The organism is Bacillus sp. FSL R5-0709, assembly GCF_038004785.1.
Classification (GTDB): Bacteria; Bacillota; Bacilli; order Bacillales; family Bacillaceae_G; genus Bacillus_A; species Bacillus_A mycoides.
Map to the genome: position 1 here is coordinate 1,521,240 of NZ_JBBORT010000001.1, position 17,871 is coordinate 1,539,110.

The window sequence follows — 17,871 nt, forward strand, 5'->3', positions numbered from 1 at the left end:
ATAATAAGTCTCTGTTAGGTGAGGCTCCTGTATAGAGAAATGCTACTGCCCAAAAATGTCGAGAGACGCCAATGGGTCAACAGGAATGATCGAATTAAGGTTTTTCTTAACGTAGCTGGTAATGAACCTATGCTATACAGTGCTAAAACTCGGCGAGGGAGAGGTCCATAGATTTCTAATTGTATTATATTAGGAATCGCTTATTTGTGTATGCAATGACCTTTGCTCTCTTATGAGTAAGGGTCTTTTTTGTTAGCAAGCTATGAGTAATTTCATAGTATAGATTATAACTAAAAAATTAAAGAGGAGGTGAGGAGCATGTCAAATTCTGACTCGGTTCCGTTACCCATATACTTCAAATCAAAAATATATGATGTAGGCAGGAAACGACTTGTTCCTCCCTCTATATTTATCATAATGTAGCGTTTATTCGAGTATTTAAGCGCTAGACACTTTCACAGTAAAGTGGATAAATTGAGAAACAAAGCGTTTCTTCCTATGTTGTAAAGGAGGAGACGATAATATGTTATATGTAAATAAAAGTGTGGGTAACACTTCGTATAAATTAAGTAAAAAAGCAATGAAAGAACAAACAATGCTTCAAAAAAATAAAGATTTATTAATTGAAATCGCAACAAGAGATGTAAAATCTGTATTTGCGTATTTTAAAACAACAAGAGACGGACTATCTATGAAAGAGGCACAAAAGCGTATTCAAGTATACGGCCGAAATGAATTAACTTCAAAAAGAGCGCGTATTGCGGAAGTAATGATGAAGCTAAGTGGAATGATCCCAGGTCTTTCAAAACAACATATGGGTGATGAATTACAATGTGAAACAGTTACTGTTTCTAGAGTAGCTGGCTGTAGCGTAACAGGGCTAAACAGTGAACTAAAAATGATGAAATTACCAGTACAAGAGCTTGTACCTGGAGATATGATTTTTCTTTCAGAGGGCGATACAGTGCCGGCAGATGTACGTATTATTTATGCAAATGATTTATTAGTAAATGAATCTATGCTGACAGGAAATAATGCTAGTATTGAGAAATTTGAAAGTTGCTATCATCTTGAACGTAAACGATTTATTCCATTAAAACGGATGAAAGACTATAATCCACTTGAACTTGAAAATGTATGTTTCAAAGGTACGTATATTGTTGACGGAAATGCAAAGGCTGTAGTTGTTTCGACAGGTAAAAATACGTATTCAGGAATACTTCATACTTGCTGCGGTAGAATGTCTTAATGTGTTAATGATGCTAAATATACAAAAACAATGTATAATAGACAAAGTTGAACAAAAACGTAGAATGGTAATCTATATATAACCTTACGTGATAACGTGAGGTTATTATTTTTTGTTAGTAGGAGAGGAATTATGAAAAAAGTATTATTAGTTGATGGTATGGCACTATTATTTCGTGCTTTTTACGCAACAAGTGTATATGGACAATTTATGAAACGACAAGATGGTACCCCGACGAATGGGATTCATGGTTATATGAAGCATTTATTAACAGCAATACAAGCAATCGAACCAACGCACATTGTAACGTGCTGGGATATGGGAAGTACGACATTTAGAACGGAATCTTTCTCGAATTATAAAGCAAATCGTGCAGCACCGCCGGAAGAATTAATTCCGCAATTTGATTTAGTGCAAGAAATGACTGCGAAATTATCTATGCCTGTAATCGGTATGAAAGGTTATGAAGCGGATGATTGTATCGGTACGCTTGCAAAACAATATTGCAATGAAGCGGAAGTTTATATTTTGACAGGTGATACAGATTTACTTCAACTTGTTGATACGAATGTTACAGTTATGCTTCTTCGTAAAGGAATTGGAAATTACGAGTATTACACACCGGAAAAAATCATGGAAGAGAAAGGTGTAGAACCTTGGCAAATTGTTCATGCGAAAGCTTTCATGGGAGATACAAGTGATAATTATCCGGGTGTAAAAGGTATTGGTGAAAAAACAGCGTATAAGCTGATTCAAGAATACGGGACAGTATCGGCAGTGCTAGAAAATATAGCATCATTAACGAAAGCGCAGCGCACAAAAATTGAAAGTGATTTAGAGAATTTAAATATCTCTTTACAATTAGCGCAAATTCATTGTGAAGTTCCAATTTCATGCTTATTAGAAGAAGGGTTACACACAATGGACGAAGAAAAACTACGCTTTGTTTGTAACGAAATGAATTGGGGAAGACCTGAAATATTAATTAATATGCTTTAAAGAGTATGGAAAGGTTGATCAAATATATTTTTGATTAACCTTTCTTTTTTTTGTTCACAAAGTTGTCAGAAAATAAACGGAATTTTCATATGAAGTTCAAATGGAATTCACAACAATCAATTATTATAAGGACACACAGATAAATCCTTATCCCGCATTAACGGGAGATAGGACTTCTATCTCAGTATTATAGCTGAATAAAGAGTGATGATGGAAGAGTAACTCCCTGTAAAAGCCCGATTGATGTAGGCTAATAATTAGTGAGGGTAAATCCTCTCATTGATTAAAGTTTCAAGTTATCTTTTATATAAACCATCCCCCAAGGAGGAAAATAAACATGCGAAAAAAAGTGAGAAAATCCTTTAAACAATTATTAATAGAAAATAAACAATCCCTACTAACTAATAAAGAGAATATGAAAGAAATTGAAGAACGGATTGAGAAACGACATGTAGCATATAGTGCTGCTAGTAATTGATAATTTTGTTTATGAAAAAAGCTTGTAATTTGGATATTATCCGAACTACAAGCTTTTTCTTTTTTGATTAACGCCACCAAATCCAAGTCCAAAAGTAATTTCGTATATTTCGAGGAGTAATGCGTATGAAACGTTCACCGTCAAAGAAACAATTTAAATTTGGAAGTGTTTCATCTGGATTTTTTGGAATGAAGGTGACGATGTTTTCGTTACTTGTAATGGTTACTGTGATTGGTGGATCGGTAGGAGAGACTTGAAGTTGTAAAGAAACGTTTGCCGTGTTTTTAAATTCATTATTAATAGGTGGACTTATCACTTGTACTGTGAATAACACGATAATTGTTTCGTTCGGTTCCAAATTAGTAGCGACTAGGAAACCGATATTCGGATTCGCTAGTGGAGAGCGTTCCCCATTAATGAAGACCGTACCGTTCATAAATTGTAAACCTGCTGGAATGGTGTCTTGTAATGAAATATTTGAAAGTGAAATCTCGGAAGTATTCGTAATACGCACTGTATAATCAAAATATTGGTTTAAATAAGCAGAGCTGACGGAAGCATTTTTTATCACTGCTGCCGTTATAAATTGAACTGGTATACGAACAATATTCGAATTGACAATGAAAATAATAATTGGATCCTGTGGTGTCAATTGGAAAGCAGCTGTAACTGTTGCGGAATTGATAATTGTACTGTTTGAAGGGATAGAAGTTACGAGAACTTTAAATGTTATAGTTGCTACTCCATCTGCCGATAAGGAACCAATGTTAATACCAGTGTCTGGTCGAATATTTGGAACCGGAGTACCGTTAATTGTTACACTGTTTTCTATAAATGTTGTACCAGCTGGAATCATATCTAAAACGGAAGTACTTACTGTAGGAATTGGGGAATGATTAAATACGTCTAGTGTGAATGTAATAATATCCCCTATAACGACAGAAGATTTGTCAGCATTTTTCTCAATGCGCACCATTGGATCAACGATCGTTGTTGTAACGGTATTTGTTTGCTTTGTAATTGTAATAGGTGGTTCATTCGGATCAATGGTAACAGTATAGGAAACAGAAGCGTCGTTATTGATAGCAGTTTGAATAGTCGAAGAAGATATTGTTACTTGGAACGTAATGACAACAGATTCATTAGGAGCAAGGTTTCCTAATGGAATACCATTTTCAGGATTCGCATTAAGCTGATTGATCCCGTTAATCGTAACACTGCCAGTAATGAAAATTGTATCTACTGGTACGGTGTCTATGGCAAGAAGGTCTTCAATCGTTACATTACCGCTATTAGTAATTGTAATTGTATACGTTAAAGTTTGACTAGGTAATGCATTCGTGGCATTAACAGATTTTATGGCAACGACATTATCATTTTGGACAGTTGTTGTGACAGTATTTGTTGTAGTCGTATTTGTAACAGGTAAGTTATTTGGATTGACTATATAGTTAAAAGTAGTAATTGCTTTGTTGTTGAGTTCATTTGGTGTTGGAATAGAAGTTACAGTTACTTGGAATGAAGCGATGGCATCTCCACCTACAATTATAGTACCAATTGGTATGCCGCTTACTGGATTAACTCCCGGAACAGTTTCTCCGTTTACAATGACACTATTTTCTATAAACGTAGTACCTTGAGGAATAATATCTTGAATGACTACATCATCTGCTGAAACATTACCAGTTTGATTTAGTGTAATCGTATACGTTAACGTATCACCGACCGTTGCAAATGCAAGGTCAACAGTTTTATTGCTATTTAAATTCGCGTGATGAATTTCTGTTACGGCAGCTGATGAAATAATAGTTTCGGTAATAGGTGGCCTATCTGGTACCGTGTATTCATATTCAATTGTACTCGTGTTAGAGATTGGATTTGTTTGCGGAATGGAAGTAACCCGGACTTGGAATAGAATAGTTGCTGTCGTATTAGGCGGAATGTTATCAATTGGTATACCGCTAAGTGGATTGTCATTTGGCCGAGCGTTGCCATTCACAATAACACTATTCTCTATAAAGCTCGTATTTGCTGGAATGATATCAGTAACGATAATGTTTTCTACTTGTATATTCCCATTGTTTGTGATGGAAATTGTGTAAGGGATGATAGTTTGTAGGTCAGCGTATTGGATAGGCGTTGTTTTTGTTGCAATTACATTAGCAGAAATAACTTCAGTGAAGGTAATATTACTAGTCGATATTTGTTCTTCACCATTAATTGTATAACGAGAAGTGGATTGATTTTGAATACGACCGCTAGCTGGAAGAGATAACACAGTAACGGAAAACGTGACTGGGATAGAAATGTTAGGAGCAATCGTTCCTACAAGTATACCGGCACTTGGATTGGCGTTAAGCTGAGGAATATTATTTACTAAAACGCTACCGTTTATAAAGGTTGTTCCATCAGGAATATTGTCTGTAAATACAACCGCAGTAGCATCCGTATTCCCTGTATTCGTTAAAGTTGTTGTATAAGTTAAAATGTCACCAATCGTTACAGAAGTCAAATCAACAGTTTTCAGTGAAACGATATCAGCGTCATTAATTTGAACGAAAGTAGTATTGGAAGTAGTAGATTTTTGAATTGGTGCAAAGTCAGGATTGAAAATAAAATCGTAGACGATATTTGCAGTATTAGGTGTTGGATTTACAGCAGGTAAATTCGTAACGGAAACTTGGAATGTTATTGTTGTCGATTGACCTGACGCGATATTAGGAATGGAAAAGCCGATATTCGGATCTGCTGCAGGAATTATAGTATTGTTAACTATTACACTTCCAGGAATAAATACAGTTCCATCCTCGATAGTATCTGTAAAAAAGATGGAGTTAGTTGTAGTCGATCCATTATTTTGAATGAATACTGTATATTCAATGGTTTCATCAATGTTAGCTAATACTTTATTAGAGGATTTTGTAGCGATAAGAATAGCATCAATAAATTGTATATTTGTAGTATTGGAAGAGGTCGTTTCTGAAATTGGTGGTAAGCTTGGGTCTGGTTGATACTCATAGTGAATGACGGCGATATTATTAATGTTATTTTGAGAAGGTATAGAGACTACATTTACTTGGAACGTAACAATAATCGTATTATTTGGAAGGATAATACCAAGATTGATACCGGTAATTGGATTTTCGTTAGGTCTTGGTATGCCATCTACAAGGATGCTATTTGGAACGAATGTGGTGCCAGCAGCAATTGCGTCAATTAGGAGAGTATTTGTAATAGGTACTGTACCAGCGTTTGTAACGGCGACTGTATATGTGATGATTTGACCGATGCGTGTAATGGATCTATTGGCGGATTTAATTGCACTAACATTTGCCGTCCGCACTTCCGTGTTTACTGCATTTGATAACGATCTACGCTGAATAATCGGAGAGCTAGGGTCAATTTGGTATTCGTACGAAGTGTCTGAAATATTAATGACTGTATTGCCGGACGGTATATTTGTAAGTTGTACTTGGAATGAAATAGTGACTGTTTCATTTGGTTGTATCGTGCTGAGAGTTACTCCGTTTTCAGGATTCGCGCCAGGCTGAATCACATTATTTATTGATAAGCTATCTTCAATGAATATAGTACCTTCTGGAATGTTATCAATAAACACGGTATTGTTAGCTGGAATGGTTCCTATATTTTGTAGTGTATTTGTGTAGGTAATAATTTGCCCAATTGATACGAAAGTTACATCCGCGCTTTTAACAGAAATAATATTTGCATTTTGAAGTGATGTTGTAACAATGTTAGAATTTGCAGAGCGATTCACCGGTGGAGCTGTAGGAATACTTACATATTGGTAATTTGCAGAAGATTGATTTACAATTTCGGTTTCAGTAGGTGGATTGTTTGTTTGCACTTGAAATAGTATCGTTTTGGAACTGTTTGCTGGAATTGTTCCAAGTGGTATTCCGTTTTCTGGATTTACACCTGGCTGCAGGACACCGTTAATTGTGACACTATCGGAAACGAATGTAGTCCCAGCTGGAATAGAATCTGTAAAAATAATATTTATCGCGTCAACATTGCCGATATTTTTCACTTCAGAAATATAAAGTATAGTTCCGCCAATACCTACAGTTATTGGATTGGACGTTTTTGTAATTGTCAATTGTGCTTGCACGAAATTTGTAATGACGATATTACTTGTAGATGTTTCAGTAATAGGCGGCTGGCTTGGATCTGGTTGAATTGAATATGTTGTATTGGATTGATTTGTAATCGATTCTTGCGAGAATGAATCGTTAATAAGAATTTGGAACGAAATAAGGTGAGTAGCGTTTGCTACTAGGTTAGGCAAAGCAACCCCTACATTTGGATTTGCACCAAGTATAGCTGTTCCATTAAGTGTAAAACTATTTTCTACGAATGTAGTCCCTTCTGGAATAGTATCTGAAAATATGAGATTAGTAGCTGGAATATTTCCGGTATTTTCTAGCGTTATCGTATAAGTCAAAATATCACCTGTTGTTGCTTGTTGTGCATTAACTGCTTTTAAAGAAAGAACATTCGCATCCGAAATTTGTGTGAAAGCTGGATTAGACGTAATTGTTCGAGAGATGATAGGAGAGGTTGGATCGGCGATAAAAGTATAGTCAATACGTGCTATATTAGAAATTGGATTCACGCTTGGAATAGATTGAACGATAACTTGGAATGTGACGGTGACAATTTCTGACGGCGCAACGGAGTTTAATGGTATTCCTACGTTTGGATCGGCACCTGGAACTGAAACGCCATTAATGGTCACGCTATTCGGAATAAATGCAGTTCCTTCTGGGACCAAATCTGTTAAAGTAACTGTATTTGCAGTTGTATTGCCGTTATTTTGAACGACTACTGTATAAGTGATTGTACCGTCAGTAGTTTGTACGAGAGAATCTGTATTTTTAATTGCGGATAACGATGCATCAACGACAGCTGTATTAACCGTATTAGATGAGGATGTTGCTGTAACTGGAGGTTGACTTGGATCGACAATATGCGTGTAACTTGTAATTGCTTGATTTATAATCGCTCCTTGCGGTGGAATAGAACTTGCAAGAAATTGGAACGTAATAGTAGCAGAATCACCTGGTGCGATAATACCAACTGGAATACCGAGAGTTGGACTTGCACCTGGAAGTGAAATCCCGTTAAGCGTGACACTATTTGGAACGAATAATGCTCCTTCAGGAACACAGTTAATGAGTAATACAGAATTTGCAGGGAAGTTTCCAGTATTCGTTAATGTTGCTGTATACGTAATTATATCTCCGATAGATACGATTGCTCGATTTGCTTCTAAAACAGTTGTAACAGTCGCGTTATTAATTTGTGTTGAAGCGCTATTAGAATTTATCGTGCCTGTAACAGGAGGAGCTGCCGGATCAACAATGAATGCGTATTGAATAGATGCAACGTTTGTAATTGGGTTTGAGGGTGGAGTAGATGTGACTATGACTTGGAAAGTAACAGTTAAGGAACTGTTCGTACTAACGGTTCCGATATTAACTCCGTTATTTGGATTTGCCCCTGGAATGATACTTCCATTTACAGAAAAGCTATTTTCAACAAAGGTCGTTCCAGCTGGAATAAGATCTGAGAAATTTACATTCGTAGCGTTTGTATTGCCGCTGTTTTGAATCAAAACTGTATAAGTGATTGTGTCTCCGATATTCGCAAAGGCTGTATTAGCAGTTTTTACAGCTGAAAGTATTGCTGAATTAATAGAAGTAACGAAGACGTTCGTCTCCACATTGCCAGGCTGAGCTTGTAATGAATTGCCTACGTTATATTGGAAGTTAACAAATCCTAAGTTTTGGAGTTCAGGTGTGAAGGTTGTTGGATTGCTTACGATTTGCACTTGGAACATAATTGTTACGATTTGATTTGGAGTTATTGTATTTATGCCAACACCGTCAATGATAGAAGCGGATGGTAATGAAGTGCCATCAACAATGACTGATCCTGCAACAAATTGTGTCCATGTCGGTATAGGGTCTGAGAAAACAACGTTGTTAGCAGAGATATTTCCTGTGTTCGTAATAGTAGTTGTATACGTAATCGTATCACCGATAGTTGCAAAAGCTTTATCTCCTATTTTAATAGTGTTTAAAATAGCACTTTCAATTTTTGTTGTAACGCTGTTAGAAGTAATATTTTTTGAAACTGGAGGATTTGCTGGATTAACGATATGGTGGAAGCTAACGCTAGCTTGGTTGGAAATTGGATTTATAGGCGGAATTTCATTGGCATTAATATGAAATGCTACGATGACAGATTGGTTTGGCGCGATATCACCAATTGGAACACCTGTAATTATATTTGCATTTGGGATGCTAATTCCGTTAAGTGTAAAACTATTCGGTTCAAAGGAAGTTCCGTCTGGAATTAGGTCGGTAAAAATAACACTCGTTGCACTAACATTTCCGCTATTTGTAATTGTAACGGAGTAGACGATATCCTGCCCGATATCTACCGTTTCCGCATTTGAATTTTTTTGTGCAGTAAGGATAGCGCTATTAATTTGGGTTGTCGTTGTATTCGATTGATTGGAAGTTGTAATAGGTGACTGGCTAGGATCAACGACATAATGATATGTGGTAGAAGCAAAATTAGAAATTGGATTAAGTGTTGGAAGTGTAGTAACAGTTGCTTGGAATGTAACGATTGCCGTATTACCCCCATTAATTGAACCTATGTTTACACCAGTAGACAAATCAGCGTTTGGAATGGTTTGCCCATTAACTGTGAAACTGTTTGGAATGAAACTTAAATTGCTATCAAGAATATCGATAATAGTTACATCAGTTGCAGCCACATTCCCGGTATTAGGAAGGTTAAGTGTAAATGTTATTGTATTACCAACATCCGCAAAAGTAAGATTTGCTGTTTTTGTGCTAATAATATTTGCGTTGTTTATTTGAAGAAGTGTAGTGTTGGAGCTAGCTGTATTCGATACCGGCGGATTACCTGGATCAACAGTAAACTCATATGTCGTTGATGCTGTATTCGGTGCTGGATTAATAGGTGGAATGCTGTTCACTGTAACTTGAAAGACGATACTATATATTTCATTTGGTGGAAGTGCTGCAAGTAATACACCTGTATTTGGATCCGCATTAGGTTGTAAAATGCCATCGACAGTTAATGTGTTAGGAACAAATGTGAGTCCACTTGGTAATACATCTGTGAATACAATATTAGTTGCATCCGTATTGCCTACATTGGCAATAGAAGTAGTGTAAAAAGCAGTTTGCCCGACATCTGCAAAGGATAGACTTTCATTTTTCGTCATAGATAATATAGCTTCTCTAATTTGTGTTGAAACAGGATTACTAATTGAAGTTTCTGCATCAGGCGGTGAGACTAATTGATACGATGTTGATGAGAAATTTACAATTGGGTTTTCGGTTGGTAATGACGCCACGTTTACTTGGAATGAAACAGTTACTGTAGACCCAGCTGTTATAGGCCCAATATTTACACCGTTCGATGGGTCCGCACCACTTTGAGAAACCCCGTTAATAGAAAATGAGTTTGCAATAAATGTAGTTCCGCTCGGCATTGTATCTGAGAAAATAACATTTTGTGCGGATGAGTTTCCATTGTTTGTTAAAGTAACAGTATAGGTGAGTGTGTCTCCAATACGACTAAAGGATTTATCGACTTGTTTTAATGAAAGAATGGTAGCTGTGTTAATTGTAGTGAACACTGTGTTTGAAGTAACATTCCTTGAAACAATAGGGGCATTAGGGTCAGCGATAAATGTGTAAGAAGCACTAGCCGAATTGGCAATAGGATTTTGAACAGGAGTAGAAGTAGCGGTAACTTGAAATGCTATTGATATTGAGTTGTTAGGAGCGATTGCTCCAATCGTTATACCTGTATTAGGATTAAGACCAATTTGCGTGATGCCATCTATTGTAACGCTATCAGTAATAAACGTTGTACCATCTGGTATAAGGTCAGTGAAAGTAATATTAGTTGCGTTTGTATTACCACTATTCGTTAAAATTGTCGTATAGGTAATGGTATCACCTAGCGTTACAAGTGTTTGATCGACTGATTTAATTATCGTAATCATAGCATCTAATACAGGGTTTGTAACAATATTCGTTGAAGTAGAAGTAGAAGTAGTAGCAGGAGCTCCGTTTGGATCAACAGTATAAGAATATAAAATTGTATCGTTACCCATAATCGAGCTTGAAGGGGGAACAGAAATAACATTTACTTGGAAAGTAACGGTTACTGTTTCACCGGGTGCGATATTTGGTAAATTTACTCCAAGTGCTGGTTGCGCACCAGGTTGCTGAACTCCATTTACTGTAACTGAATTTGGTATGAATGTAGTGCTAGCTGGAATAGCGCTTGTGAATGTTATATTCGTTGCTGCTGTATTCCCTGTATTTGTAATAGTAGTGGTATACGTAATCGTATCTCCAACAGACACTATAGATTTATCAGCACTTTTTGTTGTAGTTAATATTGCACTATTTATTGTCGTAGTAACGGTATTAGATGAAACGGTTTGTGTTATAGCGGGTTGACTTGGATCAACAATATGCTGAAATTGTATAGAACTAGAATTAGAGATTGGATTTATACTTGGAATGTTTGTTACAAGTACGTTTATCGTAATAGTAGCCGTGCTACCGGGATTTATATTTCCAATCTGAATTCCACTCGCTGGATTTCCAATTTGCTGTGTACCAGAATCGCTTGTAAGAGTCCCGGAAATAAATGTCGTTCCATCAGGCAAAATATCCGTGAAAATTATATTTTGTGAAGTGACATTTCCAGGGTTATTTAATGTAATTGTATAAAAAATTGTATCGCCGATCGTTGCGAAATTTTTATCCGCGGATTTAACCGCTACAATTTCCCCGGAATTTATTTGTGTCGAAACAGAATTGGATGTTGTACTTCGTGAAACGAGTGGTAAATTAGGTCCTGTCATAAATTGATAATTAATAGAAGCACCGTTTACAACCGGTGAGTTTGGTCCCCCAGGCCCAATTGTGAAAATTGGATTTGGAATACTAACTACTTGCACGCGGAAGGTGACGTTTATAAAATCTCCTGCAATAATATCTCCAATTGGTATCCCATTCGCTGGATTTACTCCAGGTAATAAAACCCCACCTACTCGAACGCTATCTTCTATAAATACTGTATTATTTGGAATCGGATCTGTAAAAATGATATTAGTAGCAGTCGTGTTCCCTATATTGTCTAATAAAACAGTATACGTTAAAAATGAATTTCCAGGTGCTACGTCAGAAAAGATACGATCCACACTTTTCGTTGCTTGAATGATTGCTTCATTTATTTGAACTAAGACCGGATTACTAGTAGCCGTTTCTGTAACAGGCGGCTCGGTAGGGTCAACAATGATAGAGTATGTTGTACTAGATTGGTTCATCGTAGGGTTTGAAGCTGGTATTGAACCGACAATGGCTTGGAAACTAATGGTTGTCGTTCCTCCAACTGGAATTGGGTCTAAAGGAATCCCGCTATCTGGCCTAAATCCAAGTTGTGGGATGGTATTAATTTGTACGCTATCAGGCACGAATGAAAGTTCAGGTGGTAATATATCTATAAAAACAGGTGTATTTGCAATTGTATTTCCACTATTGGTAAGGGTTGTTGTATACGTAATTGTATCTCCAACAGCAGCAAATGCACTACTCGCAGTTTTTGTTGCGATAACGGAAGCAGTATTTACTTGTGTAAAAGTTTTATTGGATTTAACTGTTCGTGAAACAGGTGGTTCATTAATATCTACAATAAAACTATATTGAACCGATGATTTATTAGGGATTGGATTAGGATTTGGAATCGTTGCAATGTTTACTTGAAAGCTGAGTATAACTGATGCATTTGAATTTATGTTACCGATATTGATACCATTTTGTGGATTTGCATTAGGAATGGTTGTTCCATTTACTGTAAAACTATTTGGAATAAACGTTGTACCATCTGGAATTAAATCTGTAAAAATAACATTGTTTGCGGTAGTGTTACCGGAATTAGTAATGGTGGAAGTGAAAGTAAGTGTATCTCCAATAGTAGCGAATGTTGAATTGACAGTTTTATTTATAGATAGAGTAGCATCAATAATTGGAGTAACCGTTGTGTTTGTAATTGTACTACTAACAGCAGGTGATTGGTTTGGGTTCACTGTATATTCATAATTTACAAGGGCATTATTTGTTAATGTGCCACTAGGCGGTATCGCTAAAATTTGTGCTTGAAAAGCAATAAATACAGTATTACCTGGTGGAATATCTGCTAAGTGAATACCAAGTGATGGATCTAATCCTGGTTGTGGAACATTATTGATAGTTACGGAGTTTTGGATAAATGAAGCTCCTGCGCCAAGCCCATCCGTTAAAACATTTGCACTAGCAGGGATATTACCTGTGTTTGTAACTGCAATCGTATAGGTAACGATATCTCCAATTGCAGCTGTCGGTGTATTCACTGATTTAGTAGCGACGATCGTAGCGTTATTAATTTGAGTTGTTATTACGTTACTTAACGCATTGGCAGATGCAGGAGGTAAGTTAGGATTTACGACATATTGGTACGTTGTATTACTTTGGTTCGGGATTGGATTTGTACTAGGGATGGAATTTACTATTACTTGAAATGAGATTGTTGTATTTGTATTGGGGTTTATTGGATCAATTGCTACGCCATTTGCTGGATTTATATTAGGGAGTGTAGTACCATTTACTGTTACACTATTTGGAATAAATGAAGTCCCACTTGGAATGGCATCTGTAAATACTATATTTGATGCAAGTGTATTCCCGTTATTTGTTAAAGTAGTCGTGTACGTAATAATATCATTTACGTTAGCAAACTGTTTATCTGCAGATTTTGTAGCGGCAATTGAGGCGTTATTAATAGTTGTCTGTACCGTGTTAGAAGCCACCATCTGCATTACAGCTGGCTTGGATGGATCGTACGTATATTGGAATGTTGTGCCTGATTGATTCGTAATCGGATTTACAGCAGGGATAGTTGGTACAAGAACCTGGAATGCAACGGTTCGTGATGAATTCGCTCCTATCGTACCGATAAAAATACCATTAGCAGGATTTGCATTTGCTATAGGGACATTGTTAATCGTTACAGTATTAGGAATGAACAGGGTACCCGCTGGAATGATATCTGTAAACGATACATTAGAAGCAGGGATATTCCCGTTATTTGTTAAAATAGTCGCATATAATATGACATCACCAACATCAGCGAAATTTGTACTCGTTAGTTTTGTAGCAACAATATTAGCAGTATTAATTTGTGTAGTTACTATATTACTAGTAGCGTTTTTCACAACAACAGGTAAATTTGGATCAGCGATAAAGTTATATTGAAGTGAAGCGCTATTTTGAATTGGATTTGGTGAAGGTAGCCCATTTGCACTTATTTGAAAAACAATCGTTGTAAAACCACCTGCAGGAATGGAGCCGACTTGAAGGCCGGTACTTGGGTCTGCACCTAGCTGTAAAGCGCCACCTATAAAAATACTATTTGGTACGATAGTGGTGCCGGGAGGGATTATATCGGTAACAACAACATTGTTTGCTGTAGTATTGCCAAGGTTAGCTAAGGAAATTGTATATGTGATTGGTTGCCCGACATCGGCAATAGTTAAATCTACCTCTTTGACAATAACTACATTTGCTAAATTAATTTGTGTACTTACAGTATTACTTAAAGATGTTTCTATAATTGGTGGATCACCTGGATTTAGAACGAAACTATACTGTGTACTCGATGAATTAGTTGTTGGATTTTGGGCTGGTAAAGCAGTGACAGTTACTTGATAAGAAACGGTAATTAATCCGCTAGCAGGAATAGAAGGTAACAGGACACCGATATTTGGATCTGCATTGTTTTGCAAAACGCCATTAATAAGAAAAGTATTTGGAATAAAGGTAGTACCATCTGGATTTATATCTATGAAAGTAGGATTATCAGCAGAAACGCTTCCTGCATTCGTTAAAATAACGGTATAAGTTAATATATCTCCAACAGTAGCGAACTCTCGATCCACTGATTTTGCCGAAATTACATTTGCATCATTAACTTGGATAAATGTAGTGTTTGTAGTTGTGTTTGTACTTACAGGAGAAGCGTTTGGATCAACGATAAAGTTATAGGAGATGGAAGCGCTATTCAAAATAGGATTAGGATTTGGAATACTAGTTATTAATATTTGGAATGAAGCTGTAATTGTAGTATTAGCATTGATGCTACCAATATTGATGCTAGCTGGTGTTGCGCCCGGCTGAGTAACACCGTTAACTATAACACTGTTCGGTACAAAGGAAGTGCCATTCGCAATGGAATCGGATAGTAATACATTGTTCGCTGTAACATTTCCATCGTTTGTAAGAGCAAAGGTGTAAGTTAATACATCTCCAATTTCCGCAAACGTTTGACTTACAGATTTATTAGCATGAAGATTTGCTAGTCTAATTGTTGATGTAACAGAATTAGAATTTGCTGTTTTTGAAGTTGGTGGCAGGCTTGGATTTACAGTGTAAATATAAGAGGAGAAAGCGTTATTAATGATAGGATTTTGTGCAGTAATGTTAATGACTGTTACTTGGAAGGATAAGATGAAAGTAGCTCCACCAGGAATTGTGCCGATAGGTAAAGCAACGAGAGAATCTACATTTTGCAAAACTCCGTTGAGCGTTACAGAACCTAATGTTAATATCGTTCCATTTGGAAGTGGATCTGTTAGTTGAACGTTATTGGCGGCCGTATTTCCACTGTTTGTAATAAGGATTGTATAACTTATCGTTTCGCCAATTGTGGCAAATTGTTTATTTGTAGACTTTGTTAATGTTAAATTCGCATTGTTAATTTGAGTAGTAACGACGTTAGAAGAAATGTTTTTCATAATGGGTGATTGGCTAGGGTTAACGGTGTACTGATAAGAAGCGCTTGATCCGTTAGATATGGCATTTGACGCGGGTATTGTGTTTACTACTACTTGAAATGAAACACTTTTGGTTGTGCCAGTTGGGATGGATCCTATGTTCACACCATTAGCGGGATTAGCGCCAACTTGTGTCGAGCCATCTATTGTTAAACTGTTTAGGACAAAAGTTGTTCCTGTAGGAATGACATCTGTAAAAATAACATTGTTCGCATTCGTATTACCTGTACCTGTAAAGGCAACAGTGTAAGTCAGGGTATCGCCAATATCTGCATAGTTTTTATCTACTGCTTTCGTCATTGTTACAGTAGCATTATTCACTTGAGTGGAGACAATATTTGTCGTATCAGTTCCACTTACTGCCGGCTGATTTGGTACAGGAATGTATTGATATGTTGTTGTACCACTATTTAATATTGGATTTGTTTGGGGGATAGAAGGAACGAATACTTGAAAGGAAATAGTAGTAGTAGAATTTGCAGCAATAGATCCAATTGATATACCATTAGCGGGATTTGCTCCAGCTTGAGTAACTCCGTTAACAGTTACACTCCCTGGAATGAAAGTAGTCCCGCTAGGAATCGGATCTGTATATATAACATTAGTTGCAGCGATATTTCCTATATTAGCTAAGGCAATACTGTAAGTTAATGTTTCACCAATATCGGTAAAAAGTTTGTTAACTGATTTTGTGCCATTAATATCTGCGAGGTTAATTTGTGTTCCTGCAGAGTTACTTGTTGCAAGACCGTTAAAAGTCGTTCCTCCGGCAATCGGTGTATATTGAAATGTAATATTCGCAGTGTTAGAGATAGGATTTTGACTTGGAAGAGAAACGACAGTCGCTTGGAAAGCTACTGTACGAGAAGAGCCATTATTAATTGTCCCCAGAGATATACCGGCGACCGGATTTGCGTTTGTTTGTGGTACGTTATCTATCGTTACGCTTCCAGGTATAAAGGAAGTACCGTTAGGGAGAACATCTGTAAAAGTAACGTTATTTGCAGGAAGAAGCCCGGTGTTAGGAACAGTAACTGTATAGGTTAGAATATCTCCAATTGTAGCAACACTTTTATTCACGCTTTTAGTTGCTTGTATATTAGGTGAGTTTATATTGATTTGTAAACCGACTGTATTTAACATATATGCATCCCCGTTAGTAGTTAAACGAATTGAGGCAGATACTTGGGAATTTGTTAAATAAGGAGAAATATCAATGGAAGTAATGTCCCATCCTTGTCTTCCAGCGGAGATATTTGTACTTGTAGAGGCACTCTGGTTTCGCGTTCCAAATGTACCAGTTGTATCTAAGTTCCCTGCAGCATTATTAATTTGAGAACCGAAGAAATTATTAACAGCATTATTTGGCCCAGATAATGCATTTAATGAACTGAAATTTGGTCCAAATAAAGCTTGATCCCCAGTTAAATCAGCATCCCCTTCAGTAGAACTTAAAAATAATCTCCCGCTTACAGGTCCCCCGGCAGGTGTTAAAAACCCTGAGACAGATACATCTGCACTACCGGTTTCTACAGAAACGCGGTTACCAGCTACGTAAATTGTTAAATTTCTTGCGGGTAAGGAACCGTTTTGATAAGCGACAATAAGCGTCCATCCTGCAGAATTAATGGCTCCATTAGAAGCGTCTAAAGGATCTACAAGTCCAGGAACAGAACCTGTTGTATAAGATCCAGATCCAGCAGCTTGAACGAGTGACGTTACATCCGCTGATCGTGTGTAAAATCCAAATGTGACAGATCCAGAAACGAATGTTTGATTTGAAGCTGTAACAGCCGAAGGGGTAATTGAGTATGTTGACACAGGTGTTGTAAAAGAAACGGGGTTTCCTAATACACTCGTAATGTTTTGATCCCGAGATAAATAGTTTCCACCCCAAACGAGTTCTGCGTAAAGAATAGTACTACCAGCAGGGATATTCAAAATAGCGGTAGAACTATTTTGTGTATAGTTTAACGTTGTACCTGCAGGAAAAGTAGTTACTTGTAAAGCGGTATTCGTAGTTACGAATGCACCAATTGCACCGATTGTACCAGCACGGTTTAGATTGCTAATTTTACTTAAACCTAGTGTGTTTCCTGTAATAGCGAGTGCGCCGTTAGTGGTGGTAGAAAATCGAGTCGTAATGGGCATGTTGTCACCTCATTTACAATATGGTCTTGGTCAAAATAG

At 36.9% G+C, this 17,871-nt stretch carries 4 protein-coding genes and 1 riboswitch; of the genes, 3 read left to right on the plus strand and 1 reads right to left on the minus strand.

The window, feature by feature from the left end; translation table 11 throughout:
- Window positions 1-3: 3 nt before the first annotated feature.
- Window positions 4-169, plus strand: a riboswitch (M-box (ykoK) riboswitch).
- Window positions 170-523: 354 nt separating this feature from the next.
- The 3 genes from MKX37_RS07895 (at window position 524) to MKX37_RS07905 (ending at window position 2,726) form a co-directional block, all read left to right on the plus strand.
- The gene (locus MKX37_RS07895) at window positions 524-1,249 is read left to right on the plus strand and encodes a P-type ATPase (protein ID WP_002126507.1); all 726 of its coding nucleotides are present in this window, start codon (window positions 524-526) and stop codon (window positions 1,247-1,249) included.
- A gap of 132 nt (window positions 1,250-1,381) precedes the next feature.
- The gene (locus MKX37_RS07900; protein WP_002126510.1) at window positions 1,382-2,248 is read left to right on the plus strand and encodes a 5'-3' exonuclease; all 867 of its coding nucleotides are present in this window, start codon (window positions 1,382-1,384) and stop codon (window positions 2,246-2,248) included.
- Window positions 2,249-2,585: 337 nt separating this feature from the next.
- The gene (locus tag MKX37_RS07905) at window positions 2,586-2,726 is read left to right on the plus strand and encodes an FbpB family small basic protein (RefSeq protein ID WP_001228051.1); all 141 of its coding nucleotides are present in this window, start codon (window positions 2,586-2,588) and stop codon (window positions 2,724-2,726) included.
- Window positions 2,727-2,793: 67 nt separating this feature from the next.
- Here MKX37_RS07905 and MKX37_RS07910 read toward each other — a convergent pair whose 3' ends face one another.
- Entirely contained in the window at window positions 2,794-17,832 is a 15,039-nt protein-coding gene (locus MKX37_RS07910; RefSeq protein WP_078421999.1) for a DUF7507 domain-containing protein, read from the minus strand.
- Window positions 17,833-17,871: the final 39 nt, after the last annotated feature.

Bases quoted from the DNA above. Each gene is read 5' to 3' on its own strand.
- MKX37_RS07895 (WP_002126507.1), top strand. From the start codon at position 524: ATGTTATATGTAAATAAAAGTGTGGGTAACACTTCGTATAAATTAAGT.
- MKX37_RS07910 (WP_078421999.1), bottom strand. From the start codon at position 17,832: ATGCCCATTACGACTCGATTTTCTACCACCACTAACGGCGCACTCGCT.
- MKX37_RS07900 (WP_002126510.1), top strand. From the start codon at position 1,382: ATGAAAAAAGTATTATTAGTTGATGGTATGGCACTATTATTTCGTGCT.
- MKX37_RS07905 (WP_001228051.1), top strand. From the start codon at position 2,586: ATGCGAAAAAAAGTGAGAAAATCCTTTAAACAATTATTAATAGAAAAT.